The organism is Shewanella sp. FeAMO (genome assembly GCF_053653955.1).
In genome coordinates this window covers 2,468,729-2,493,181 of sequence record NZ_CM132201.1, presented here as the reverse complement: position 1 = coordinate 2,493,181, position 24,453 = coordinate 2,468,729, and the positions used below count along the sequence as shown (strand labels likewise).

Below are 24,453 nucleotides of genomic sequence, written 5' to 3'. Positions count from 1 at the left end.
GGCTATGTCAGTAAACCTTCGGAGAAGCAAATGACTCAGCAAACCCTTTATTCGAGCCAAACTTCCACTATGGAAGTGAACAAAATGCTCAGAAACACCTACATGCTGCTGGCAATGACCATAGGGTTTTCAGCCGTATGTGCCGCCATCGCCATGGCGATGGGTATCGGCCCCATGATGTCACTGGGACTTTCCATCGGTGGCTTGGTGTTGCTGTTCGTCACCCTGAGAAAAGCGGAATCTGCCGCCGGGATCTTTTGGGTATTTGCCTTTACCGGTATGGAAGGCGCGTCTCTGGGTTATATCCTCAATCATTACGCCGGTATGAGTAACGGCCCAGAGCTGATTATTCAGGCCTTTGGTCTGACATCTGCCATCTTCGTTGCCCTGTCGGCCTATGCCGTGACCACCAAGAAAGATTTTTCCTTTATGCGTGGTTTTTTGATTGCCGGTCTGGTGGTCGTCATAGCCGCTGCGGTGATCAATATCTTTGTCGGTAACGGCGCGGTATTCATGGCGGTAAACGCAGGTATCGCCCTGTTGATGACAGGCTTTATCCTGTTTGACACCAGCCGCATCGTCAATGGTGGTGAGACCAACTATATTCGCGCCACCATTGCCTTGTACCTGGATTTTCTCAACCTGTTTATCAGCCTGCTGCACCTGATGGGTGCCGGTGGTGATGACTGATCCCCACGGGACGGAAAATAGGTTAAAATGGCCCTAATTCAGGGTCATTTTTTTTGGTATGAGCAAACTTATTATTATGGTGAATGGCAGTGTCTACGGCCCTGCGGCCGGCTTCCATGCACTCAAGTATACCCGGGCTGCCCTGCAAGCAGGCCATGAGGTTCACTGCGTATTCTTCTATCAGGATGGGGTGAGCCAGTCCAATGCGCTATGCGCGCCGGCATCTGACGAATTGGACTTAACTGCCGCCTGGCAGCAGCTGGCAAAGGAGTGGCAGCTTAATCTGGTGAATTGCGTCTCTGCCGCCCTACGCCGCGGTGTGCTTTCAGCACAGGATGCCAAGGATAACGCCAAAGCGAGTGCCAATCTCGCCGCTGGATTTACCATGGGGGGGCTTGGCGAGTTGGTCACCGGGCTTGAAAAGAGTGATCGTCTGGTGAGTTTTTAATGAAGAAATTAGCCATTATCTTTCGCCGAGCACCGCATGGGTCGGCTTCCGGCCGCGAAGGCCTGGATCTGGCGCTGCTGAGCGCCAGTTTCGAGCAAGAGGTGAGCCTGATATTTACCGATGAAGGCGTGCTTACGCTGCTGAAGCAACAGCAACCTGAGCTTATCGGCTGCAAGGATTATATCGCCACCTTGGGTGCGCTGCCCCTCTATGACATAGACACTGTACTGGTCTGTAAACAATCGCTGCAGGAGCTGGGACTTGGCCGCACCGAACTGGTTATTCCTGCCACCATTTGTGATAACGAGCAGATCCGCCAGGCCCTGCTGGATGCCGATGAGGTTATGGTTTTCTGATGATATTACACCAAATACAAACATCGGCAGCGCGCGACACTGCGCTGTCCTGCGCACTGAGATATGCCGGCAAGACAGACGTGTTTCTGCTGGCCGGCGATGCAGTAAGCGCCCTGCTGAAACGTCAATGGGCCATGGCACTGTCCCCTTTTAAAGTGGTGCTGGTGGCCGATGACGTCAAAGCCCGCGGGCTCGAGGACTTTCTTGGTAATTATGAACAGTTGGATTATCCGGCGCAGGTAGCGCTGACATTGGCTCATACAAAGGTTATTTCGTGGTAGATTTCATTCAATTCAATGACAAGCAGATAGCGACCGATCCTCAAGGGTACTTGAAGCAGGTTTCCGATTGGACGCCCGAGCTGGCGCCTGTCATCGCCGCAGGCGAAGAGATAGAGCTGACCGATGCCCACTGGGAAGTGGTTAACTTTGTGCGGAACTTTTATCTTGAATACAAGACCAGCCCGGCTATTCGGGTTTTGGTTAAGGCAATCGGCCAGGCACTGGGGCCGGAGAAAGGTAACTCCAAGTACCTCTACACTCTGTTCCCGATGGGGCCGGCCAAGCAGGCAACCAAGATTGCCGGGCTGCCCAAACCGGCCAAGTGTATTTAAAGCGACTCGATTCTGCACACAAAAAAGCCCCGGTTCTCGGGGCTTCTTACTATTTGCATAACTATTTTAAATTCTCATATACCAGCATGGCTGCCTTGCCGAGCGTGGCTAAAAACAGGGCAGAAAAAACTGCGATGACGGCCACGTAGGCAAGCCAGCGCAGGTAGCGCTGACCTTTATCCATATGACCTCACCCATCAACCTATTTTTTCAATGCCACCCATATAGCTGCGCAAGGCTTCAGGTACTGTGACACTGCCATCGGCATTTTGGTAGTTTTCCAAAATGGCTACCAGAGTACGACCAACCGCCAGTCCTGAGCCATTCAGAGTGTGGATAAGCTTGGGCTTGTTGTCGTCTTTGGCGCGATAACGGGCCTGCATGCGCCGCGCCTGGAAGTCACGCACGTTGGAGCAGGAAGAGATCTCACGATAGGTTTTTTGAGCCGGAACCCAGACTTCAACGTCGTAGGTCTTGGCGGCACCAAAGCCCATATCACCGGTACACAGGACGATAGTTCTGTGCGGCAGCCCCAGCTTCTTCAGTACGTTTTCGGCGTGACCAACCAACTCTTCCAATGCAGCTTCAGAATCCTGCGGCTTCACCAACTGCACCATTTCGACCTTGTCAAACTGGTGTTGGCGGATAAGGCCGCGGGTATCTTTACCGTAAGAGCCAGCTTCACTGCGGAAGCATGGTGTGTGAGCAGTCAACTTGATTGGCAGCTCGGCTTCATCCAGTATGGTATCGCGGGCCAGGTTGGTCAGCGGCACTTCTGCAGTTGGGATCAGGCTAAGCCCCTGACCTTCCTCTGTGGCCGGTTTGGTGTGAAACAGGTCTTCACCAAACTTGGGCAGTTGGCCTGTGCCCTTGAGGCTGGCTTCGTTGACCAGTAAAGGCACATAGCATTCCGTGTAGCCGTGCTCCTGGGTATGCAAATCCAGCATGAACTGCGCCAGAGCGCGGTGCATACGGGCAATTTGGCCCTGCATAAAGATAAAGCGCGAACCTGTTACCTTAACAGCACTCTTGAAATCCAGTCCTTTGAGCAGTTCACCGAGATCCACATGATCTCTTACCGGAAAGTCAAACTCTCTTGGCGTGCCCCAGCGGCGGATTTCCACGTTGTCGTTTTCGTCTGCGCCCACGGGAGCAGATTCATCCGGCAAGTTGGGAATGCTCATGGCAATAGCGTCCAGCTCTTGAAGCAGTGCACTCAGCTCTTGTTTTTTGCTGTCCAACTGGCTGCCGAGATCACCTACCTGCGCCATGATAGGGGCAACGTCCTCACCGCGGGACTTGGCTTGACCTATGGACTTGGAGATGGCATTGCGACTGGCCTGCAGCTCTTCGGTTTCCACCTGCAGCGACTTGCGCTTTTCTTCCAGCTTGGTCAGCCTGTCTACATCGAGGATAAAACCGCGGGTCGCCAAACGCTCCGCAGTTGTTGCGAGTTCATTACGCAGATATTTTGGATCTAACATGTCTACTTGTCTTATCAGTTATACACGTGAAAAAATCAGCTGTTGTCCCAGGTAAACCATGGCCAGGCACAGTCCCAGGTTCAACGCCACATTCAGAAATGCCTTTAGCAACTCACCTCCCTGTATCAGCAGTAAGGTTTCATTTGAGAAAGTTGAGAAGGTTGTCAGTGCACCAAGAAATCCGACACCGACCAGCGCCTTGATCTCAGGGCTGATATGACTGAGTTCCCCCAGTGCATATATCATCCCCATCAGAAATGAGCCAAGTACATTAACAGCCAGTGTACCAAAAGGAAAACCACTGCCAAATAGCTGGAGCACAAATATCGATATCAGGTAGCGCAAAACTGCGCCGGTTGCACCACCAAGGGCGACAACAGTCAGATTAATCATACCTTTTGTTCTCACTTTGGCTGTCGAGTTGGCTCAGCTGCGCCAACTTATCGCGGATCCGTTTCTCAAACCCCCGCTCGGTCGGATAATAAAAACGACTCTCGGCCAAGGCTTCGGGGAAATAACATTCGCCGGCAGCGTAGGCATTGGCCTCATCATGAGCATAACGATAGCCTTCTCCGGCACCAATGGATTTCATCAGCTCGGTCGGCGCGTTTCTCAAGTGCATGGGCACAGGCTGCTGGCCGGTTTCCCGAGCCAGTTGTCTGGCCGCTTTAAAGGCTGTATACACCGCATTGCTCTTGGGCGCCGAGGCCAGATAAACAATCGCCTGCGCTATGGCGCGCTCGCCCTCTGCCGGGCCGACCCGGTGGAAACAGTCCCAAGCGTTGAGAGCAACGGTCATCGCGGTAGGATCGGCATTCCCCACATCTTCAGAAGCTATCGCCAGCAGGCGTCTTGCGACATACAGAGGATCGCAGCCCCCTTCCAGCATGCGACAAAACCAATAGAGCGCCGCATCCGGCGCCGAGCCGCGAATCGATTTGTGCACGGCTGAGATCAGGTCGTAGTACTGATCGCCATTCTTATCGAACCCCGCCAACTGCTCACCGGCCACCTGCACCAGCATGGCTTCGGTAAAACTACCGCCATCCGGCAGCATGTCACTCATCAGCTCTACCAGGTTGAGAACCTTGCGGGCATCGCCATCGGCGAGAGTCGCCAACTTGGCCATCAGCTCAGGTGGCATCTGCAACCGGCGTTTGCCTAGGCCACGCTCTTCATCAGCAAGCGCCTGGGTCACTATGGTAGCAATCTCGGCTTCATCGAGACGCTTAATCAGATATACCCGCACTCTGGAGAGCAAAGCGTTATTGATTTCAAACGAAGGGTTTTCTGTGGTGGCGCCGATAAAAATTACTGTGCCATCTTCAATAAAAGGCAGAAAGGCATCCTGCTGGCTCTTGTTGAATCTGTGTACCTCATCGACAAACAGCAAGGTGCGCTGGCCGCGCGATTGCGCCACGTTTTTGGCGTGTTCTATCGCCGAGCGGATCTCTTTCACCCCGGATGTGACCGCAGATATTCGCTCCACATGGGCGTTGGCATAATGAGCAACCAGCTCTGCCAGCGTAGTCTTGCCGGTACCCGGCGGCCCCCAGAACATCATGGAATGGGCCTTGCCGGCCTCCAATGCCAGTCTCAGCGGTTGCCCAGGTCCCAACAGATGCTGCTGACCGACATATTGCTCCAGCGTCGCCGGACGCATTCTTGCAGCCAGGGGCCGAAAGTCGGGGGCAAAATCAAAGCTCAGGCTGGACAAGGTTAACCTTCCTGCCCCGGGCGCTGATCGTCAATGGAAACGCCTTCGGGAACCTCAAATTGGAACAATCTCTTGTCGCTATCTGTCAGCGGCTGTTGCTCGCTCAGGTTGAACTGACTGAAATTACCCTGAGTGTCTTTCAGTGCCAGTCGGGTCAAAGTGTCATCGTTGAAACAGACGCTGACCTGTTGTACTCCGGCCTCTTCTGTTTTGGGTGCTATCTGGAAACACTCTTTATCCAGAGTGATGTTATAGCGAGCCCAACTGGCCTCGTCGCGGCGCACCAAAAGCGTCATGGGCGAAGCGGCAATGGCATTTTCCAGCGCCAGTACGCTCACTTCCTCGGCGAACGGGTTATAAATCCAAACGTCTTTGCCATCTGCGACAATCACAGATTCATCCGGCTGCTGCAGATGCCAGTAAAACTGATTCGGCTGCGCCAAGGCGAGCTCGCCACTGCCTTGCTGAATAAGCTTGCCATTGATATCTGTGACTTGCTGTTGGAAGTCGGCTTTCAAGCCGGCGATGGCATCCAGCTTTTCTCTGAGCACACCGGCATCATCGGCCATTACAGGTAGGCTGACGGCCAGAGCAAGAAACATAATGCTTTTATTCATCTATACCTCAAATCTGTCTTATCTTGGCGGTGGTGGAGCCAATACTTCGCGGTTACCATTATGCCCCTGGGCACTAACAACCCCTTGAAGCTCCATCTGCTCTATGATGCGGGCGGCGCGGTTATAGCCTATCTTGAACTTGCGCTGCACACTGGAGATAGAGCCGCGGCGGGTTTCGGTAACAAAAGCAACGGCTTCATCGTAGAGCGCATCCAGCTCATCATCGCCGCCTTCAGGTGCTTCACCGGGCAGTAACACCTGCTCGCCGTCGCTGGCACCCTGCAGTATTTCATCAATATACTGAGGCTTACCGCGGGCATGCCAATCGGCAACCACGGCATGCACTTCGTGATCGTCCACAAAGGCGCCGTGAACTCGGTTAGGCACGCCGGTACCCGGGGGCAGATAGAGCATATCACCCATCCCCAGCAAGGTTTCGGCGCCCTGCTGATCCAAAATGGTGCGCGAGTCGATACGGGAAGAAACCTGGAAAGCGATTCGAGTGGGGATGTTGGCCTTGATAAGGCCTGTTATCACATCCACAGACGGGCGCTGGGTTGCCAGAATAAGGTGAATACCGGCGGCGCGGGCTTTCTGGGCGATACGGGCAATCAGCTCTTCCACCTTCTTGCCGACTATCATCATCATGTCGGCAAATTCGTCCACGACAACGACGATCGAGGGCAACTTGTCGAGCTCAGGTGCCGTATCTTCCATGCTTTCATTGGACTTCCACATAGGATCGTAAATCGGCTCGCCGGCAGCCTTGGCCTCGGCGATTTTGGCGTTGAAGCCCTTGAGGTTACGTACCCCGAGCGCCGACATCAGTTTGTAACGCCGCTCCATCTCGCCAACACACCAGCGTAGCGCATTGGCGGCCTCTTTCATATCCGTGACCACTTCACACAAGAGGTGCGGAATACCTTCATAGACAGAAAGCTCCAGCATCTTGGGATCTATCATAATAAAGCGCACATCTTCAGGGCCGGACTTATACAGCAGACTGGTGATCATCACGTTGACCCCAACCGACTTACCCGAGCCTGTGGTACCTGCAACCAAAAGGTGCGGCATCTTGGCCAAATCCACCACGACCGGATCGCCGGCAATGTCTTGTCCCAGCACCATGGTGAGATTGGATTTACTGTCCTTGAACGCCTGACAATCGAGCACATCACGCATGAATACGGTTTCGCGGAACTTGTTGGGCAGTTCCAGCCCCACATAGGCCTTACCCGGAATAACCTCAACCACCCGCACGCTTTCAGCCAGCAGCGAACGCGCCAAATCTTTGGATAGGTTAGAGATTTTTGAAGCCTTGACCCCAGGGGCCAAGTCCAGCTCAAAGCGGGTAATCACAGGACCTGGATAGACACCAACCACTTGCGCGGTAATGTTGAAGTCTGCAAGTTTGCTTTCCACCAAACGCGCTACCTGATCCAGCTCTTCTTCACTGATAGGGTTTTTCTTGCGGTTGGGCACATCCAGTAGTGAGATACTCGGCAAAGGATCCATGGGTTGCTTACTCTCCTTTGCAGCTCCCTCTTCACCGGGCAAAATGATAATGCCGTTTTCGACTCTGGCCTTCTGGGCCTTCAATTGCCGCTCTTTATGGCTGATGGCACCGGTTGAGACCCGCTTATCAAAGTCGATAGTCTCGCTTCCTTCTGCTTCATCTTGCCAAGGTGGCGTGTCTTCGGCATTGTCCGAAGAAATGCCCGCAGCCTTGGCAGTCGCACTTCCGGCAACACCTGCAGAAAGCACCGGCTCTACCCTGCCCTGACGCTTAGGCTCTATGTCGACTTTGTCATCGGCAATCGCCGCTTCACTCTCTTGAACTTGCTTATCCTTTTTACGGAAACGACTCAGCAGCCCGGGTTTCTTAACGGGGGCTTCAATAACCTCTTCATCGTCATCCTCCTCGAGCACTTCTTCCGGTTCAACTTCATCGCGCTCGCGACGGAACTTGTCCACTACCGACATAAAACCGCGGGTATCTTCGGTTTCTTTCGGGCCTGACAGACGTGCAGGCAACTGCTTGAGCTTGCGAAAACACCAGATAGTTGCCAAGCCGGTGAGCTCGACTATAGTAAGCCAGCTTATTCCCGTCAGCAGGGTAAAACCCGCGCCGACAAAGCAAAGCAGCAGCAGTGTGGTGCCCAACTGGTTGAAGTAAGGCAGCATCGCCTGAGCTATTACATCCCCGGCCACACCACCGGCCGAAAATTCATAGATATCGCCGGCATTCATACTGGCCAAGGCAGCAAGGCTCAGCACCATCAATAGAAAGCCAATCAGGCGCAAGCCGACCGAGAAGTAATCCACTTCCAGCAGTCTGTGGGCACGCCTGAAGATCAACCAACCGGTTCCGGCAATGATGATCGGAATAAGATAGGCGGTATAGCCAAAGAAATAGAACAGGACATCGGCCAGCCAGGCACCTACGGCACCGGTGACATTTTCGATCTCCCCTTGATAGTTAGACTGACTCCAGCCCGGATCACCGGGATGAAAGCTGCCAAGCGCCAACAATATATAGATGGCGACCATGCAGCACAGAATAAGCCCCCCTTCCAGCAGACGTTGCAGGCCGCTGAGGGTTCTGACGCTATTTCCCTGAGACAAATGCGATTTCCATAAGCAAACGAAAAACAGATGGATTTAAGATACCAGAATCAACCTGAATGTGCAGCGAATAAGCCTTCGAAAGCCTCTAAAAGCAAGTGGATAGCGGCATTTTTTTATGCTGCCTCGCCGCCTGGGATAAAAAGTAAACAACCGAGATCAAAAAAGGAGCCATTGTGGCTCCCTTTTACCCTCGTTAACAATCGAGGTTTAGGCTTCAGCAGAAATACTGATGGCCACTTTGCTGGTCTGCTTCACCTCTTCCATCACCACGTAGGTACGGGTGTCGGACACTGAAGGCAGCTTCAGCAAGGTTTCGCCCAGCAATTTACGATAGGCAGACATATCGGATACCCGTGTCTTCAGCAGATAATCGAAATCGCCCGATACCAGGTGGCACTCCTGAATATCATCCAAAAGCTGCACGGCGCGATTAAACTTATCGAAGACTTCCGGAGTGTCCCGGTTGAGGGTGATCTCGACAAATACCAACAAGGATGCGCCCAAAAAGTGCGGGTTAACCAGTGCGGTATAGCCGTTAATGTAACCTTGTTTTTCGAGACGCTTGACGCGTTCAAGGCAGGGAGTTGGACTCAAACCAACACGTTTGGAAAGCTCAACGTTGGAAATGCGACCGTCAATTTGCAGTTCATTAAGAATGTTACGATCGATACGATCCAAGTCTTTTACAGGACTCTTTTTATTATTTACCATATTTTTAACCTTGTTTTATCACTAAAACAACATTTAATTTTGCGTATGTCGGAAGTTTAGCAGCATAATCTGCCCGGGCAATACTATACTAGACTTTCCTGAATTGATCACGTTCAGGTCACTATAAAATAACAATTATGCCCATTAAAAGTGGGTTTTTTAGTATATTGAGGCTCGAAAATGATAATTGGTGTTCCAAAGGAAATCAAAAACCATGAGTATCGCGTGGGTATGGTACCTTCCAGCGTACGCGAATTGACTATGCATGGTCATCAGGTTTTTATCGAAACGAATGCTGGTAATGGGATTGGGTTTACCGATCAGGACTATATCGATGCCGGGGCGTCTATTTTGGACACGGCCGCCGAGGTTTTTGCCAAGGCTGAGATGATAGTCAAAGTCAAAGAGCCACAGGCCGTAGAACGTGCCATGCTGCGCCATGACCAGCTCCTCTTTACCTATCTGCACCTTGCCCCCGATCTGCCCCAAACTGAAGAACTGGTCAACAGCGGCGCTGTTTGTATCGCTTATGAAACGGTTACTGATGACCGTGGTGGCTTGCCTTTACTGGCCCCCATGTCAGAAGTGGCCGGACGCATGTCCATCCAAGCCGGTGCCATGGCGCTGGAAAAATCTATGGGCGGCCTGGGCATGTTGCTCGGCGGTGTCCCTGGGGTTGAACCGGCTAAAGTTGTGATTATCGGCGGCGGCATGGTAGGTACCAATGCGGCGCAAATGGCGGTGGGCATGGGTGCCGATGTAGTGGTGCTTGATCGCTCCATCGACGCGCTGCGTCGTTTGAATGTTCAGTTTGGCTCCAAGGTCAAGGCTATCTACTCGACGGCCGATGCCATTGAAAAGCATGTATTGCAGGCCGATCTGGTCATAGGTGGCGTGTTGATCCCCGGCGCGGCAGCGCCCAAGCTGGTTACCCGTGAGCACATCAGGAAGATGAAGCCTGGGGCCGCCATAGTGGATGTCGCCATAGATCAGGGTGGCTGTGTGGAAACCTCTCATGCCACAACTCACCAGGATCCTACCTATATCGTCGATGATGTCGTGCATTACTGTGTAGCCAATATGCCGGGCGCCGTGGCACGTACTTCCACCTTTGCCCTGAACAACGCTACCCTGCCCTACATTCTCAAGCTGGCCCGTCTGGGTTACCGCGACGCGCTCTTGTCTGACAAGCACTTGCTGAATGGTCTTAACGTGATGCACGGTAAGATCACCTGTAAAGAAGTCGCCGAAGCCCACAATATGGCTTATACCGCTGCCAGCGAACTGTTACAGTAAGCAAATTAGCTAATCGCTTTAAAGGAGCCTCTGGGCTCCTTTTTTTCGATTAAGTCAATCTTGAAGATTCTATTCCTGGCGCTTTACCCTTAGGGGTAAATTACCTACAATCGCTGCAATTTGCCAAGGCACGGAGAATAAAATGAGCCAAGCCAAACATTGTAATCTTTTGATCCTGGGATCAGGCCCCGCAGGCTATACCGCAGCCGTTTATGCTGCCCGCGCCAATCTCAAGCCCGTGATGATCACGGGTATCCAGCAGGGTGGCCAGTTAACCACTACGACCGAAGTCGAAAATTGGCCCGGCGATGCCGAAGGCCTGACTGGTCCTGCGCTGATGGAACGGATGCAAAAGCATGCCGAGAAATTCGATACCGAAATTATCTTCGACCATATCAATGAAGTGGATCTGCAACAGCGCCCTTTCACCTTGAAAGGTGACAACGGTGAGTACACCTGTGATGCGCTGATCATAGCCACAGGCGCATCCGCCAAGTACCTCGGTCTGCCATCTGAAGAAGCCTTCAAGGGCCGTGGTGTATCTGCTTGTGCCACCTGTGACGGTTTCTTCTATCGCAATCAGAAAGTGGCCGTTATCGGCGGTGGTAACACGGCTGTTGAAGAAGCACTCTATCTTTCCAACATAGCTGCCGAAGTGCACCTGATCCATCGCCGCGATACCTTCCGCTCTGAGAAGATTCTTATCGATCGTCTGATGGACAAAGTCGAAAACGGCAACATAGTTTTGCACCTGGACAAGACATTGGATGAAGTGACCGGCGATGCCATGGGCGTGACCGGACTCAAGATGAAGAGCACCAAAGACGGCAGTATTTCCGATTTGGAAGTGGCCGGGGTGTTTGTCGCCATTGGCCACAGCCCCAACACAGGTATTTTCGAAGGCCAGTTGGAGATGAATGGCGGTTATATCAAGGTCGAAAGCGGCCTCAACGGCAATGCCACCCAGACCAGTGTCAAAGGCGTATTCGCCGCCGGCGATGTGATGGATCAGCACTACCGTCAGGCCATCACCTCAGCCGGAACCGGTTGTATGGCGGCTCTGGATGCCGAGCGCTTCCTGGATGCCCAGAAATAAGCTCTGCCGATATACTGAAAAGCCAGTCATCATTGATGACTGGCTTTTTTGTCTGAGGCATTGAAGCATAGGCAAATCACAGGTATGAAAAAAGGGACCTTAGGTCCCTTTTTAACAGCAACTACAACTTATCTCCTGAGAGATTAGTTTGCCAGTGCTTCCTTCGCTTTTTCTACCAGAGTAGCAAACACTACTTTGTCGAATACAGCGATGTCTGCCAAAATCTTACGATCGATTTCGATAGACGCCTTTTTCAGACCGTTGATGAAACGGCTGTATGAAAGACCATTCTGACGAGAAGCCGCATTGATACGTGCAATCCACAGTTGACGGAATTGACGTTTCTTCTGGCGACGGTCACGGTAAGCATATTGACCTGCTTTGGTTACGGCCTGTACCGCTACACGGAAAGTACGTGAACGGGCACCGTAGTAACCTTTGGCAAGTTTAAGAACTTTCTTGTGACGAGCTCGTGCAGTTACACCACGCTTAACTCTTGGCATTTTTCAATTCCTCCTAATTAAGCGTATGGCAGTTGGCGTGCGATCATAGGCACGTCAGCTTTGGCAACTAAACACTTGGCGCGCAGATGACGCTTACGCTTGGTGCTCTTCTTGGTCAGGATGTGACGCAGATGGGCTTGCTTACGCTTGAAACCATTGGCGGTTTTCTTAAAACGCTTCGCTACACCCTTGTCGGTTTTCATTTTAGGCATTACTAAAACTCCGCATTGGGACATTAATAAAACGCAAGGCGAGCAAAGGCCCGTAGACCTTTGCTACTTTTCAGGATTGCCCTGCTATTTCTTCTTGGGCGCCAGCACCATGATGGCTTGTCGACCTTCCATTTTCGGGAAAGATTCAACAACCGCATACTCTTCCAGATCGCCCTTGATACGGTTCAAAAGATCCATACCCAGGTTCTGGTGTGCCATTTCGCGTCCGCGGAAACGCAGCGTAACTTTCGCTTTGTCTCCATCTTCCAGAAAACGAATCAGGTTGCGTAGTTTTACCTGATAGTCGTTTTCATCAGTACCAGGGCGGAATTTAACTTCCTTCACCTGGATCTGTTTCTGCTTCTTCTTCTGTTCTTTCTGGGCTTTTGCCTTGTCGAACAGATATTTACCGTAGTCCATGATACGGCATACAGGCGGCTCAGCATTAGGACTGATCTCAACCAGATCCAGACCTGCCTCATCGGCTACTTCCTGAGCCTCTTTGATGCTGACGATACCAATGGCTTCACCATCCACGCCATTCAAACGTACCTCAGGTACGCCGGTAATTTCTTCATTGATTCTATTCGGGGCCGCCTGACGGCCTGCTGATTTTTTGATCTTTATGACCTAATCCTCCAACAATTCAAGACTACGGAGTGAAATTTGTTGCTTGACCTTAGCGGCGAAATCATCGATTCGCATCTTGCCTAAGTCCACCCCGTCTCGGGTACGCACAGCGACTTCCCGATTTTCCATCTCCTGATCACCTATGACCAGCAAATAAGGAACCCGCCTCAAAGTGTGCTCGCGTATTTTAAAGCCTATTTTTTCATTCCTCAAGTCTTTAGAGGCGCGTATGCCCTGTTCCTTGAAGAATTCGACTACTTCTTCAACATAATCAGCTTGTTTGTCTGTTATGTTCATAACAACAACCTGCATAGGAGCCAGCCAGGTTGGGAAGCGGCCCGCGAACTCTTCGATGAGGATACCGAGGAATCGCTCCAAAGAGCCCAAAATCGCACGGTGGATCATCACAGGAGTCTGACGGCTGTTGTCTTCGGCGACATAAGTCGCGCCCAGGCGTCCCGGTAAGGCGTAATCGAGCTGCACTGTACCGCACTGCCAGGCGCGATCCAGGCAGTCATGCAGAGTGAATTCGATTTTAGGGCCGTAGAAGGCACCTTCACCTGGCAGTATTTCAAATTCGATATCGTTGCTGCGCAGCGCTTGTTTCAGAGCTTCTTCTGCCCTGTCCCACATGGCATCGTCACCGATACGCTTCTCTGGACGGGTAGAAAGTTTAACTACGATATTGCTGAAGCCGAAAGTGGAATAGGTGTCGTACACCATCTTGATACACTTGCTGACTTCGGATTGCACCTGCTCTTCAGTACAGAATACGTGCGCATCGTCCTGGGTAAAACCACGAACCCGCATCAGACCGTGCAAGGCACCCGAAGGCTCGTTACGGTGACAACAGCCGAACTCGGCCATCCGCAGCGGCAGATCGCGATAGGACTTGAGGCCCTGATTGAAAATCTGTACGTGGCCGGGGCAGTTCATCGGCTTGATGGCGTATTCGCGGTTCTCACTGCTGGTTGTAAACATCGCCTCGGCGTATTTATCCCAGTGACCGGAACGTTCCCACAACACGCGGTCCATCATCAGTGGACCTTTCACTTCCTGATAGTCGTACTGGCTCAGCTTCTGGCGAATAAAACGCTCAAGCTCAAGGAATACGCTCCAGCCGTCGTTGTGCCAGAACACCATACCAGGAGCTTCTTCCTGCATGTGGTACAGATCCAGCTGCTTGCCGATTTTACGGTGATCACGCTTGGCCGCTTCTTCGAGACGGGTCAGGTGAGTCTTGAGCGCTTTCTTGTCGGCCCAGGCAGTACCATAGATACGCTGCAACATCTTGTTGTCTGAGTTACCGCGCCAGTAGGCACCGGCAACATTCATCAGCTTAAAGAAATGACAGAAACGCATGTTGGGCACATGGGGACCGCGACACATATCTGTGTATTCTTCGTGGTGATACAGCGCCGGCGTGGCATCACGGCTGATGTTCTCATCCAGGATCGCCATCTTGTAAGGCTCGCCGCGAGACTCGAAAGTATCACGGGCTTCCTGCCAGCTGACCACACGCTTGACCACGTCATAGTTGGTCTTGGCCAGTTCCAGCATGCGTTTTTCCAGCTTCTCCAGATCTTCCTGGGTCAGTTTATGTTCCAGGTCGATGTCATAGTAGAAGCCGTTATCGATAACAGGACCAATCGCCATCTTGGTTTCAGGCCACAGCTGTTTGATCGCATGACCCAACAAGTGTGCGCAAGAGTGACGAAGGATTTCCAGCCCTTCTTCATCTTTGGCTGTGATGATCGACAGTTCTGCATCTGTTTCGATCAGATCACAGGCATCTTTTAACTCGCCGTTGACTCGTCCGGCAATACAGGCTTTCGCCAGACCGGGACCAATATCAGCAGCAACATCGAGTGTAGAGACTGGGTTGGCAAACTCGCGTTTGCTCCCATCGGGAAGTGTAATTACAGGCATGAAAATTCCTTGTCCAGTGGTGACCCACACGTAGGGCCACTTGGTTATCAATTAAAAAGAGTGTTTAGCCCTTGGGTTAAGGCAGTACAGGAGCCTTAAGGTCTCCGCCGGGCAGGCTGGCAATTTTACGGGATAAGCCCTTGCCTGCGCAACCCAAAAACACTCAAGGGACAAGCTTTTGCTCACAGCCTGGGGCTATACTTGAACTGTGTTGTGATATGAGGTTCTATCGTCCAAAGGGCATAGCGCTACCGGACAAAGGAGGAAGCCATGCAACTCAAGAGTCAAACTATCTGCTGCCCCCATTGCGGCCACCATCAAAAGGTGGAGCTCGACGCCAGCGGCGGCGATCAGGAGTTCTATAATGATTGCCGGGTATGTTGCAACCCTATCCATATGCGGATGCACATCAATGACCAGAGGCACATGATAGAGCTGTACGTCGATGGCGATGACGAACAGCTCTACTGAAAACCCCGTTTCAGGCTGCTTATATAGGACGAGTGCGGCCGCGAATTAAGTGTATCGGCGACAATTAAGCCAGGTGTCGTTGAGCTAGTACGCGCTCGACCGTATCCACTATCGTTTGGGTTTGACTGTCAATTTCGATATTCAGCCTATCCCCTTCCCGATAGTCCTCTAGATTGGTCAGTCTGAGAGTCTCAGGAATGAGATGCAGCATAAAGCGATTGCCTTTGACCTCGCCAACGGTGAGGCTACAACCATTGATACCGATAAAGCCCTTATAGAAGATGTACTTCAACCACTCTTCGGCCACTTCAAGCTGCATATTGTAATGGCTGTCACTGATATCCAGATGCACCAATTGCGCCTGGGTATGCACATGGCCAGAAAGAATGTGACCCCCAAGCTCGGTACCAAACTTGAGTGACCTCTCTATGTTAACCTTGTCACCAACCCTTAGTCCGACCAGATTAGTCACCGCCAGAGTCTCTTCCATTACGTCGAAAAACGCCCTATCATCAGCAAGCTGGGTTACCGTCAGGCAAACACCGTTGTTGGCAACACTCGCTCCTATTTCCAATCCCTCGCGCAAGGCGGGAGGCAGAGCGACTTCGAGGGTATTTAGCCCGGGCTTTTTCTCGATCGCCAAGATTTCACACTTGGCTTGAACAATACCTGTAAACATTTTCTCACTCGCTTAGTTGTTAGGGCTGCTTTCATGAATCACACCGGCTTTCAGGCCAAACGCTTAGTTCAACTGGCTTTGCCTGTGCTTATTGCACAACTTACCCAGACAATGATGGGGTTTATCGATACCCTGATGGCCGGCAGAGTCAGTGCTGTCGACATGGCAGCCGTCGCTGTCGGAACCAGTCTCTGGCTACCGGCCATTCTGTTCGTTCAAGGCCTATTGCTGGCATTTACTCCCATGTTTGCCCATCATCACGGTGCAAACAACCAAAAGGCGATTCAACCGCTTGCCTTTCAGGCTGCCTATATTGCCATAACCGGCGCCTTGGGTGTGATGCTGTTTCTGGCATCTGCGCCACATATTTTGGATTGGATGGAACTGGAGCCCGAGCTCAAGCGCCTGACCATAGGTTATCTTGACGGCATTCTCTGGGGGGCGCCGGCCTTTGTGCTCTACCAAGTGCTCAGGGGCTGCAGCGAAGGGATCTCCTATACGCTGCCGACCATGATCATAGGTTTTGTCGGCCTGGCGGTGAATATCCCGGCCAACTATATCTTTATCAATGGTCACTTTGGCATGCCCGCCATGGGCGGCGCCGGCTGTGGTGTCGCTACCGCTTTGGTGTTTTGGGCCATGCTACTGGCCATGGCCATCTATATGCAGTGGCATAAACGCTTTAGCGAGTTGGCTCCCTTCAAAGCGTTTCACAAACCCCATTTGCACACCATTATGGAGATGACCAAGCTGGGCATGCCTATTGCCATGGCGCTGTTCTTTGAAGTCAGTCTGTTTGCGGTGATCGCCTTGTTACTGGCGCCTCTCGGTGCCACTGTCGTGGCCGGGCACCAAATTGCGCTGAATTTCTCCTCGATTGTATTTATGTTGCCACTCTCCATCGGCATAGCCGTTTCTATTCGGGTCGGTTATTATCTGGGCCGCGGCCAGAGTAATGTGTCGGCACTGGTGACCAAGGTGGGATTGGCTATCGCCTTTTCTCTGGCAATGCTCACCGCGGTGGCGACTGTGGTATTCAGGTATGAGATTGCCCTGCTCTATAATGACAACCCAGAAGTGGTCACTCTGGCAGGCAGTCTGATGCTGATGGCTGCTCTATATCAGTTGTCCGATTCGGTACAAGTGGTTGCGGCCGGTGCCCTTCGTGGCTACAAGGATACCCGCAGCGCCTTTTTCATCACCTTGTTTGCTTATTGGGCTGTGGGGATGACCCTGGGTTATGTATTGGCGTATACCGATTTTCTGGTACCCGCCATGGGAGCACACGGATTCTGGATTGGGCTTATCGCCGGCTTGACCGTAGCCGCGATACTCTTTGCTATCCGTCTGAGATATATCCAGAAAAGTGGCAAACAGTTCGCGGTTATCTCTGACGAGAGCACGAATTAAGCCGAATGCGATCAAAGCTGCAGCAAGTTGTGCAGCAATTCGCCACTCAATAAAAATTTGTGTTTTTTTACTTGCAACTGGCGGCTGCTCGCCCTTAATATAGCGCTCGTTCGAGGGCGACAGCCTGAAAAACGCAATACACCCGTAGCTCAGCTGGTTAGAGCACTACCTTGACATGGTAGGGGTCGGTGGTTCGAGTCCACTCGGGTGTACCACTCTCTTCAGAGAGTCAAAAATGAAAATCATGCAATACACCCGTAGCTCAGCTGGTTAGAGCACTACCTTGACATGGTAGGGGTCGGTGGTTCGAGTCCACTCGGGTGTACCAAGCAACCTGCTTCAAGCAGGTTTTTTTATGCCTGAAACTCCCCTTTCCCGCCATTCAAATTTGCGTTTCCTCTTGCTCTTGTCTTTTCATTCCCACTGGGAGAGTAACCACCTCTACTGCATGGTATTTTTGTAAATCAAGCCCGACTTTTTGCATATTGCTTACTTTCTCCGGCCATGGAATCATGGAGCATAGACAAGGTCCTTTGCCGACAGGGAAATCCATGAGCCAACGTACTCTGCACACGCTGTTCAAACCCGGGTCCATCGCCGTCATTGGCGCGTCCAATCGCGACAAGCGCGCGGGCAATGTGGTAATGAAAAACCTGCTCTCGGGGGGCTTTGCCGGGCCAATTATGCCGGTAACGCCCAAGTATAACGCGGTTATGGGCGTGCTGGCCTATCCCAATATTGAGTCTTTGCCGATCAAACCTGACCTGGCCATCATCTGTACCCGCGCCTCCAGCGTACCTGCGATAGTGGAAACCCTGGCACAATTTGGCTGCAAAGTGGCGATCATCATGGCCTCCGGTATGGCCGATGAATTAAACGAACAAGGCGAAAACCTGCTTGAACTGACTCAAGCCAACGCCAGACGTTACGGCATGCGGATACTCGGCCCCAACAGTTTGGGGATGATGTTGCCGCCCCAGGGACTCAATGCCAGCCTGGCCCATGCCGGTGCCCTGCCCGGCAAAATAGCCTTTGTATCCCAGTCTGCAGCCATCTGCACCACAGTACTCGACTGGGCCAACAACAAAGGGATCGGCTTCTCCTCATTTATTTCCCTCGGTGATGCCACAGACATAGACTTCGATGAGCTGCTGGATTTTCTCGGCCGCGATTCCCGCACCAGCGCCATCATGCTTTATATAGATTCGGTCAATGAGAAGCGCCACTTCCTGTCGGCAGCCAGAGCCGCGGCCCGGCATAAACCTATTTTGGTGATCAAATCTGGCCGCAGCGCCGAGGGTGGCAATGCCGCCAAACTGCACACAGGTGGCATTGCCGGTAATGATGCCGTATATGAGGCCGCCTTTCGCCGCGCCGGTATGCTGCGGGTCACCGACTTGGTTGAGCTATTTGCAGCGCTCGAGAGTCTGGCTCACCTCAACCCGCTCAATGGCGAGCGCCTGTGTATTTTATCAAATGGCGGCGGTCCCGCCGTGCTGGCGGTGGATGAATTGGTGCTCAAGGGTGGCAAGCTAGCACTGTTGTCCGACACCACTGTGGAGAAACTCTCGCAGCTGTTGCCCTCTACCTGGTCCGGGCAAAACCCAGTGGACATCATAGGTGATGCCGGCGCCGAGCGTTACAGCCAGGCGCTGTCGGTATTAATGGACAGTGATGAGCTGGACGCCATCCTGGTATTGCACTCCCCTTCGGCCCTTGGCGAAAGTGTCACCATAGCCGATGCCTTGATTGACACCATCAAACAGCACCCGAAACGTAACCGGGTGAGCATCTTAACCAACTGGAGCGGTGAAGATGCCGCTTACCGGGCTCGAAAACACTTTTCCAAGGCGGGGATCCCAACTTACCGCACACCCGAGGGCGCCGTGCGCGCCTTTATGCATATGGTGGAGTATCGCCGTAACCAAAAACTGCTGCAGGAAGTGCCGCAATCTATACCTGACACTATCCCAACAGACAGCACTACCGCGAGAAGTCTGTTGCAGCAAGCCATAGCCAAGGGCAAACGGGTACTGGAAACCCATGATGCCCGCAACATACTCAACGCCTATGGCTTGGATACCATAGATACCTGGTTTGCCAGGGATGCGGCCGAAGCCGTGGCCATTGCCGATAAGGCGGGTTATCCAGTGGCATTGAAAGTGCAATCACCGGATATTTTGCATAAATCGGACGTTCACGGGGTAATGCTGAATCTCACATCGGCTTCCGAGGTCAATCAGGCCGCGGCGGCCATAGTCGAACGGGTGCACGCCTCCAACCCTGCAGCCTCGGTGGAAGGAATGATAGTGCAAAAGATGGCGCTGACCGCCGGCGCACAGGAGCTCAGAGTCGCGGTAATCAACGACCCAGTGTTCGGCCCAGCCATCATGCTAGGTGAAGGCGGCTCCGAGTGGGAACCCACCCGGGATGCGGCCGTCGCCTTGCCGCCACTGAATATGGCACTGGCACGTTATATGGTGATCCAGGCGCTCAAGACTCAAAAGATCCGCGATCGTCACTTACCCCAAGGCTTGGATATGCGAGCCTTGTGCCTGATGTTGACCCAGATTTCGCAGCTCATTATCGATTGCCCCGAAATCGAGAGCCTGGATCTTAATCCTGTATTGGCGGCGGGCGAGAAAATTACCCTCTTGGATGTCAATCTGCGCCTTAACCCGGAAGTTACGGATAACGCCGGGCGACTGGCGATTCAACCCTACCCCAAAGAGCTGGAAGAGAAAGCCAAACTGCGTAACGGCCTTGAGGTGATGTTGCGGCCGATACTGCCGGAAGATGAACCCAAGCATCTGGACTTTGACAACTCGCTGACAGATGAAGACAGATACAAGCGCTATTTCGGGGTACGCTCGCGTATGACCCATGAAGAAATGGCGGTACTGACCCAAATAGATTACGCCCGTGAGATGGCGTTTATCGCCACCATAAGAGATGAAAACGGCGAAGAGGAAACCTTGGGTGCAGTGCGAGCCTCTATCGATCCGGATAACACAGAAGCGGAATTTGCCATGGCGGTTCGCAGTTCCCATCAGGGGATCGGTATTGGCAAGTTGCTGCTGGAGAAGCTTATCAACTACTACCGCACCACGGGCACTCAGGTGTTAACCGGTTTCACCATGTTCGAGAACCGCAATATGGCCAGTCTCGCCAAGAGTCTTGGCTTTACTGTCACCTTTGATATGGAAGAACACCTGATCAAGATGCACATGGAACTGGCCGGCAAGGACACATAACCCTTCTATATTGAAGGTGAACAACCACACCTCAAAACCAAGAACCCGGCCAATGCCGGGTTCTTTTGATAATTGGAGCAGACTAGCTTAACGGCGACAAAGGGCAATCAAGTCCAACTCAGGCTGGTAAACCTTGCTGCTGACATCGAAGAGCCCCAACAGCGTATCGAACAGGTTGTCGTGGGAAACACTCTTGGCGGCGGCTTCCTTTGCCAGGCAGTCATCATTCAGCCCAAGTTGCTGCTTGAATTGCTTGGAAAACCAAGCCATCCAAGGCACCCTGGTTTGTTCACTCGGCGCTATGGCATAGGGTGATCCATGCAGATACATGCCTTTTTCGCCCAGGGATTCACCGTGATCGGACAGGTACATCATTGCCGTATCATAATCGCCACTGCGTCCCTTTAACTGCTCGACCACCTGAGAGACGATATAGTCGGTATACAGAATCGTGTTGTCATAGGTATTGGTGAGCTGCTCGCGGCTGCAGTTTTGAATGTCACTGCGCTGGCAATCCGGGGTAAAACGGCGATATTGTTCCGGATAGCGCAGATAATAGGTAGGTCCGTGACTGCCGATGATATGCAACACTATCAGCCGATCCTGGCCATTGTTCGGCTGCAACAAGGCTTGTTTGAGTTCATCAAGCAGTACCTGATCCTGACAAAACTGGCCATCGCACAGCTTCGGATCGGCGTTCAGTGCTATCAGCTTGTTTTCCACCCTGTCACACACTCCTTTACAGCCACTGTCGTTATCAAACCACTGTACTTTCACACCGGCATGGTTGAGCACATCCACAGCGGTATCCTGAGCCTTGGCGGCGCGGGAGTCATAATCTTCCCGGCTCATTCTGGAAAACATACAGGGTAAAGAAACTGCCGTGGCCGTGCCACAAGAGCTGACATCGCTGAAGATCAGCGGTGAAATCGCCTTGGTGTAGACATTGGTTGGCCTGTCATAGCCATAGTATTGGTAATTTTGCGCCCTGGCGGTTTCACCAACCACCAGCACCATCAGTCTGGGTTTAGTTTCCCCGGCTGGTTTTACCTGCTTGGCATCTGTACCCAACTCTTGATATTCGAGCGGCTTTTGCAGGTAGTGCTGATTGATGTATTTGGCCGCCGAGCCGACAAAATAGGTGGGCACAATGTAACGTTTGATTTCATCATTATTGCGACCAAAAGCCAGATAGTTCTGCATATAGAAAAAGGCTATCACCACTATGATGAGGATGTTCGCTATGATGTACAGCGCCTTGTACACCAGCTCCTTGCCTATGGGCTTATAGGCGATCTGGATACGATACAAGAGCACTGCCGGCAGCACCCCGGTCAACAGCAGATTTAACATTGATGCCCAGTTCACATAGGTCAAGGCCTCGGCGCTGTTGGTCTGAAAGGTATTCTCTATCATGCCGGTATCGAATACTACGCCATATTTGAACGCGGCAAAAAATACCCCCGATGAACACAGCAACAGCACAATAAAAAAAGGTTTGAGAATATATTTAAAGCTGAACAGGGAAAACAGTATCCCCAAAGCCGAGATCAAGAAGATGGGAATGGTAGCCACAAACAAAGGAGCCACATGCGCTTGGTTCTCGAGCCCCTGTTTGACTATGGTAAAAAAAGGCACATTGAACACGGCCACAAAATACAGTGCCAGTACAAAGGTCAGGCGATTGACAGAGATGGGATTCAACACACTCATTCCTAAATGACGGTTAAAATTGATGCAAGGCTCAGCAATTTCAACTTATGGTTAACTAAATGTTAATATAACAATTTTATCTTAAGGTTCCCTTATCGGTTCCGACATCGCTCATGGGGCCGAATTAAGCTTTCAGACTCTGTGCCAATGGGAAAGTTCGCGATGCACCATACGCTAAAACTGCGGTATAAAAGGTTAAAAGAGTCGCTTGATAACTCAAGAGCCGCTTTGCATGCAAATGTCCCGCAATGTAAGTTGGAGACGCATTAAGCTTGGCAAACCGGAAGTCGCCAAAATGTCTCTGAGAGTAAATTACGGCAAGTTTTATTGTGCTCTTCCATGTTCCGAAGAAAAAGAAAGCGCCTTTTAAAGGCGCTTTGAGGTTTTATATCAGGGTAAACAATCGCAATTAGAATTCGCTGTTGAGCCGATTGAAGAACCCAAGCAGTTGCTCCAGCTCAGCGTCACTGAATTTCGCGGTCATCTCTCGGGTTAACTGCAAATGCAGGGCATCATGCTCCTTAAACATCTGCTCGCCCTTTTCGGTTAAGGATACCTGGATGGCGCGCCGGTCATTTTCCAGCGGCTGACGTTCGGCCAGGCCCGCCTTAACCAAACGTTCAACCTGCACGGTCAGGGTTCCTGTGGTAATACCGAGCTTTTCCGCCAGTTCCTTCATCTTCATAGGGCCGTGAGCCCCCAGGATCTCCACTGTATGGATCTGCGCCAGTGAAGCGCCTTGGTCTCTGACTACGCTCTGTTCCCATGAGGACAGACGCTCATAAAACTCTATGATGGCGTGGTTGATTGACTGTTGCAGCGAATCCTGCCGCTGTTGCTGTTTCATCTATTCTGGCACCTCAATGATGATGGTGATGATGTCCTGTCTGTGTGTGGCTCGCTTGCTCACATTCTTTGGCTCTCGGCATCGCCGCTTTATCGCAGTCGGCACATTGATTGACTTCAATGGTCAGATGATCTATGCGACTGAAATCCGCCAGCAACTCATGATAATAGTCGGTACTGTGGGGAGCGTGGCTCACCAAAGAGATCATGGCTGCGTGATGATCGGCGCTGACCGGCCACACATGAATATCGGTTACCTTGTGGTCTTTTTCGGCTTCTATCCGTTCCACCAGCTTGCGACTGAACTCGGCTTCAACACCTGCGTCAAGCAAAATGGGGCTGGTCTGGCTGATAAGTCCCCAAGCCCAGCGACTGATGATAACAGCTCCGACAATGCCCATCACGGGATCCAGCCAATTCAATCCGAAATATTTACCGGCCAACAGCGCGCCAATTGCCAACAAGGAGGTCAAGGCATCGGCCAATACATGGAAATAGGCTGCGCGCAGATTATGATCTTTGTGTCCGTGGGAATCACCATGGTCGTGGACATGCAGGTGTCCGTGATCGCTGTGATGGCTGTGATTGTGGTCATGTCCGTGCTTGTGGCTATCTGCCTGGCTATGGCTATGTGCATGGTTATGCCCATGACTGTGGCCATGATCGTGACCGTGATGGTCCTTGAGCAGAAATACACTGACGATGTTGACGGTTAAACCTATGATGGCCACCAGAATCGCCTGGTCAAAATGAATATCTTCCGGATACAGGAGTCTGGAGCCGGACTCTATCAACATCAACAGTGCCACCAAGCCGAGAGCAATCGCACTGGTAAAACCACCGAGTACGCTGACCTTGCCGGTACCAAAGGCAAATCTGGGGTTGTTGGCATGTTTCCTGGCGTAAGAGTAAGCAAACAATGTCAGCATAAATGCAGCGGCATGAGTTCCCATATGCCAACCATCGGCCAACAACGCCATGGAACCGTATATAGTACCGGCAACAATCTCGGCCACCATGGTGACCACAGTCAGCAAAAGCACCCACTTGGTACTCTTCTCTCCCTGCTCATTATGGTGGGTAAAGTTATGATTATGCTGCCAGCGCGTGGTGGTATGAAACTCTGAACTCATAGTTAGCCTGCTTTTAT

General features: G+C 52.0%; 25 protein-coding genes and 2 tRNA genes. 12 read left to right on the top strand and 15 right to left on the bottom strand.

All coding sequences use genetic code 11. From position 1 onward, the window contains the following. Positions 1 to 30: 30 nt before the first annotated feature. Genes ACWAU4_RS11125 through ACWAU4_RS11105 form a run of 5 tightly spaced genes read left to right on the top strand, consistent with a single transcriptional unit; the run spans position 31 to position 2,107 of the window. Positions 31 to 690 carry a Bax inhibitor-1/YccA family protein gene (locus tag ACWAU4_RS11125; RefSeq protein WP_025009742.1) on the top strand — a complete coding sequence of 220 codons (660 nt, stop codon included), beginning with the start codon at positions 31 to 33 and terminating at the stop codon, positions 688 to 690. 58 nt (positions 691 to 748) lie between these two features. Next, positions 749 to 1,138, top strand: coding sequence for a sulfurtransferase complex subunit TusD (gene tusD, locus ACWAU4_RS11120; protein WP_039032967.1), 390 nt, complete (start codon positions 749 to 751; stop codon positions 1,136 to 1,138). Then, positions 1,138 to 1,494, top strand: coding sequence for a sulfurtransferase complex subunit TusC (gene tusC, locus ACWAU4_RS11115; RefSeq protein ID WP_028779873.1), 357 nt, complete (start codon positions 1,138 to 1,140; stop codon positions 1,492 to 1,494). Before tusD ends, tusC begins: the two co-directional genes overlap by 1 nt. Continuing rightward, positions 1,494 to 1,775, top strand: a complete 282-nt coding sequence (tusB, locus tag ACWAU4_RS11110; protein WP_208126038.1) for a sulfurtransferase complex subunit TusB — start codon at positions 1,494 to 1,496, stop codon at positions 1,773 to 1,775. Before tusC ends, tusB begins: the two co-directional genes overlap by 1 nt. Continuing rightward, on the top strand, positions 1,769 to 2,107 hold the full coding sequence (locus tag ACWAU4_RS11105; protein ID WP_025009738.1) for a TusE/DsrC/DsvC family sulfur relay protein: 339 nt from the start codon (positions 1,769 to 1,771) through the stop codon (positions 2,105 to 2,107). The genes tusB and ACWAU4_RS11105 overlap by 7 nt, the downstream gene beginning before the upstream one ends. 61 nt (positions 2,108 to 2,168) lie before the next feature. Here the strand turns inward: ACWAU4_RS11105 and ACWAU4_RS11100 are convergent, their stop codons facing one another. The 7 genes from ACWAU4_RS11100 to lrp form a co-directional block, all read right to left on the bottom strand. Continuing rightward, entirely contained in the window at positions 2,169 to 2,291 is a 123-nt protein-coding gene (locus ACWAU4_RS11100) for a hypothetical protein (protein WP_025009737.1), read from the bottom strand. A 13-nt stretch (positions 2,292 to 2,304) separates the two neighbouring features. Next, complete coding sequence (serS, locus tag ACWAU4_RS11095) at positions 2,305 to 3,591, bottom strand: serine--tRNA ligase (RefSeq protein WP_208126028.1); 1,287 nt, start codon at positions 3,589 to 3,591, stop codon at positions 2,305 to 2,307. Positions 3,592 to 3,609: 18 nt separating this feature from the next. Further along, positions 3,610 to 3,984, bottom strand: a complete 375-nt coding sequence (gene crcB / locus ACWAU4_RS11090) for a fluoride efflux transporter CrcB (protein WP_025009735.1) — start codon at positions 3,982 to 3,984, stop codon at positions 3,610 to 3,612. Beyond that, the gene (locus ACWAU4_RS11085) at positions 3,977 to 5,308 is read right to left on the bottom strand and encodes a replication-associated recombination protein A (RefSeq protein ID WP_208126026.1); all 1,332 of its coding nucleotides are present in this window, start codon (positions 5,306 to 5,308) and stop codon (positions 3,977 to 3,979) included. Before ACWAU4_RS11085 ends, crcB begins: the two co-directional genes overlap by 8 nt. Before the next feature lie 2 nt (positions 5,309 to 5,310). After that, positions 5,311 to 5,925, bottom strand: coding sequence for an outer membrane lipoprotein chaperone LolA (gene lolA / locus ACWAU4_RS11080; RefSeq protein WP_071238143.1), 615 nt, complete (start codon positions 5,923 to 5,925; stop codon positions 5,311 to 5,313). An 18-nt stretch (positions 5,926 to 5,943) separates the two neighbouring features. Then, positions 5,944 to 8,550, bottom strand: a complete 2,607-nt coding sequence (locus tag ACWAU4_RS11075) for a DNA translocase FtsK (RefSeq protein WP_208126024.1) — start codon at positions 8,548 to 8,550, stop codon at positions 5,944 to 5,946. Positions 8,551 to 8,760: 210 nt separating this feature from the next. Beyond that, a complete protein-coding gene (lrp, locus tag ACWAU4_RS11070) occupies positions 8,761 to 9,264 on the bottom strand; it encodes a leucine-responsive transcriptional regulator Lrp (protein ID WP_025009731.1) in 504 nt (167 codons plus the stop codon). Between the two features lie 180 nt (positions 9,265 to 9,444). Here lrp and ald point away from each other — a divergent pair, with 180 nt between their 5' ends. Together ald and trxB are read left to right on the top strand one after the other, a co-directional pair. Next, positions 9,445 to 10,560, top strand: coding sequence for an alanine dehydrogenase (gene ald, locus ACWAU4_RS11065; RefSeq protein WP_335919559.1), 1,116 nt, complete (start codon positions 9,445 to 9,447; stop codon positions 10,558 to 10,560). 142 nt (positions 10,561 to 10,702) lie between these two features. After that, the gene (gene trxB / locus ACWAU4_RS11060) at positions 10,703 to 11,656 is read left to right on the top strand and encodes a thioredoxin-disulfide reductase (RefSeq protein WP_044734469.1); all 954 of its coding nucleotides are present in this window, start codon (positions 10,703 to 10,705) and stop codon (positions 11,654 to 11,656) included. Between the two features lie 143 nt (positions 11,657 to 11,799). Here trxB and rplT read toward each other — a convergent pair whose 3' ends face one another. The 4 genes from rplT to thrS all read right to left on the bottom strand — a co-directional run bounded on the left by rplT (position 11,800) and on the right by thrS (position 14,930). Beyond that, positions 11,800 to 12,159 (bottom strand): 50S ribosomal protein L20, encoded by a 360-nt coding sequence (rplT, locus tag ACWAU4_RS11055; RefSeq protein WP_025009729.1) that lies wholly within the window; start codon positions 12,157 to 12,159, stop codon positions 11,800 to 11,802. A 17-nt stretch (positions 12,160 to 12,176) separates the two neighbouring features. Further along, positions 12,177 to 12,371: a 50S ribosomal protein L35 gene (gene rpmI / locus ACWAU4_RS11050; protein ID WP_025009728.1), complete on the bottom strand. Its 195-nt coding sequence runs from the start codon at positions 12,369 to 12,371 to the stop codon at positions 12,177 to 12,179. Positions 12,372 to 12,455: 84 nt separating this feature from the next. Beyond that, entirely contained in the window at positions 12,456 to 12,998 is a 543-nt protein-coding gene (infC, locus tag ACWAU4_RS11045; RefSeq protein WP_037436578.1) for a translation initiation factor IF-3, read from the bottom strand. 3 nt (positions 12,999 to 13,001) lie between these two features. After that, a complete protein-coding gene (gene thrS / locus ACWAU4_RS11040) occupies positions 13,002 to 14,930 on the bottom strand; it encodes a threonine--tRNA ligase (RefSeq protein WP_044734468.1) in 1,929 nt (642 codons plus the stop codon). A 270-nt stretch (positions 14,931 to 15,200) separates the two neighbouring features. Between thrS and ACWAU4_RS11035 the strand changes: the two genes are divergently transcribed. Next, positions 15,201 to 15,401, top strand: coding sequence for a CPXCG motif-containing cysteine-rich protein (locus tag ACWAU4_RS11035; protein WP_025009725.1), 201 nt, complete (start codon positions 15,201 to 15,203; stop codon positions 15,399 to 15,401). A 64-nt stretch (positions 15,402 to 15,465) separates the two neighbouring features. Here the strand turns inward: ACWAU4_RS11035 and ACWAU4_RS11030 are convergent, their stop codons facing one another. Next, complete coding sequence (locus tag ACWAU4_RS11030; RefSeq protein ID WP_109247778.1) at positions 15,466 to 16,080, bottom strand: riboflavin synthase subunit alpha; 615 nt, start codon at positions 16,078 to 16,080, stop codon at positions 15,466 to 15,468. Positions 16,081 to 16,113: 33 nt separating this feature from the next. Here ACWAU4_RS11030 and ACWAU4_RS11025 point away from each other — a divergent pair, with 33 nt between their 5' ends. From ACWAU4_RS11025 to ACWAU4_RS11010, 4 genes are all read left to right on the top strand, one after another. Further along, a complete protein-coding gene (locus ACWAU4_RS11025; RefSeq protein ID WP_045282764.1) occupies positions 16,114 to 17,490 on the top strand; it encodes an MATE family efflux transporter in 1,377 nt (458 codons plus the stop codon). A 138-nt stretch (positions 17,491 to 17,628) separates the two neighbouring features. Further along, positions 17,629 to 17,705, top strand: a tRNA-Val gene (locus ACWAU4_RS11020). Between the two features lie 36 nt (positions 17,706 to 17,741). After that, positions 17,742 to 17,818: transfer RNA gene (locus ACWAU4_RS11015), tRNA-Val, on the top strand. Positions 17,819 to 18,041: 223 nt separating this feature from the next. Then, positions 18,042 to 20,744: a bifunctional acetate--CoA ligase family protein/GNAT family N-acetyltransferase gene (locus ACWAU4_RS11010; RefSeq protein WP_208126013.1), complete on the top strand. Its 2,703-nt coding sequence runs from the start codon at positions 18,042 to 18,044 to the stop codon at positions 20,742 to 20,744. Between the two features lie 87 nt (positions 20,745 to 20,831). On the opposite strand, the gene ACWAU4_RS11005 is transcribed toward ACWAU4_RS11010, so the two are convergent. The 3 genes from ACWAU4_RS11005 to ACWAU4_RS10995 all read right to left on the bottom strand — a co-directional run bounded on the left by ACWAU4_RS11005 (position 20,832) and on the right by ACWAU4_RS10995 (position 24,436). Beyond that, the gene (locus ACWAU4_RS11005) at positions 20,832 to 22,457 is read right to left on the bottom strand and encodes a phosphoethanolamine transferase (protein WP_208126011.1); all 1,626 of its coding nucleotides are present in this window, start codon (positions 22,455 to 22,457) and stop codon (positions 20,832 to 20,834) included. A gap of 409 nt (positions 22,458 to 22,866) precedes the next feature. Next, positions 22,867 to 23,304, bottom strand: coding sequence for a MarR family winged helix-turn-helix transcriptional regulator (locus ACWAU4_RS11000; RefSeq protein ID WP_025009721.1), 438 nt, complete (start codon positions 23,302 to 23,304; stop codon positions 22,867 to 22,869). Between the two features lie 13 nt (positions 23,305 to 23,317). Then, entirely contained in the window at positions 23,318 to 24,436 is a 1,119-nt protein-coding gene (locus tag ACWAU4_RS10995) for a cation diffusion facilitator family transporter (RefSeq protein ID WP_208126009.1), read from the bottom strand. Between the last annotated feature and the right edge of the window lie 17 nt (positions 24,437 to 24,453).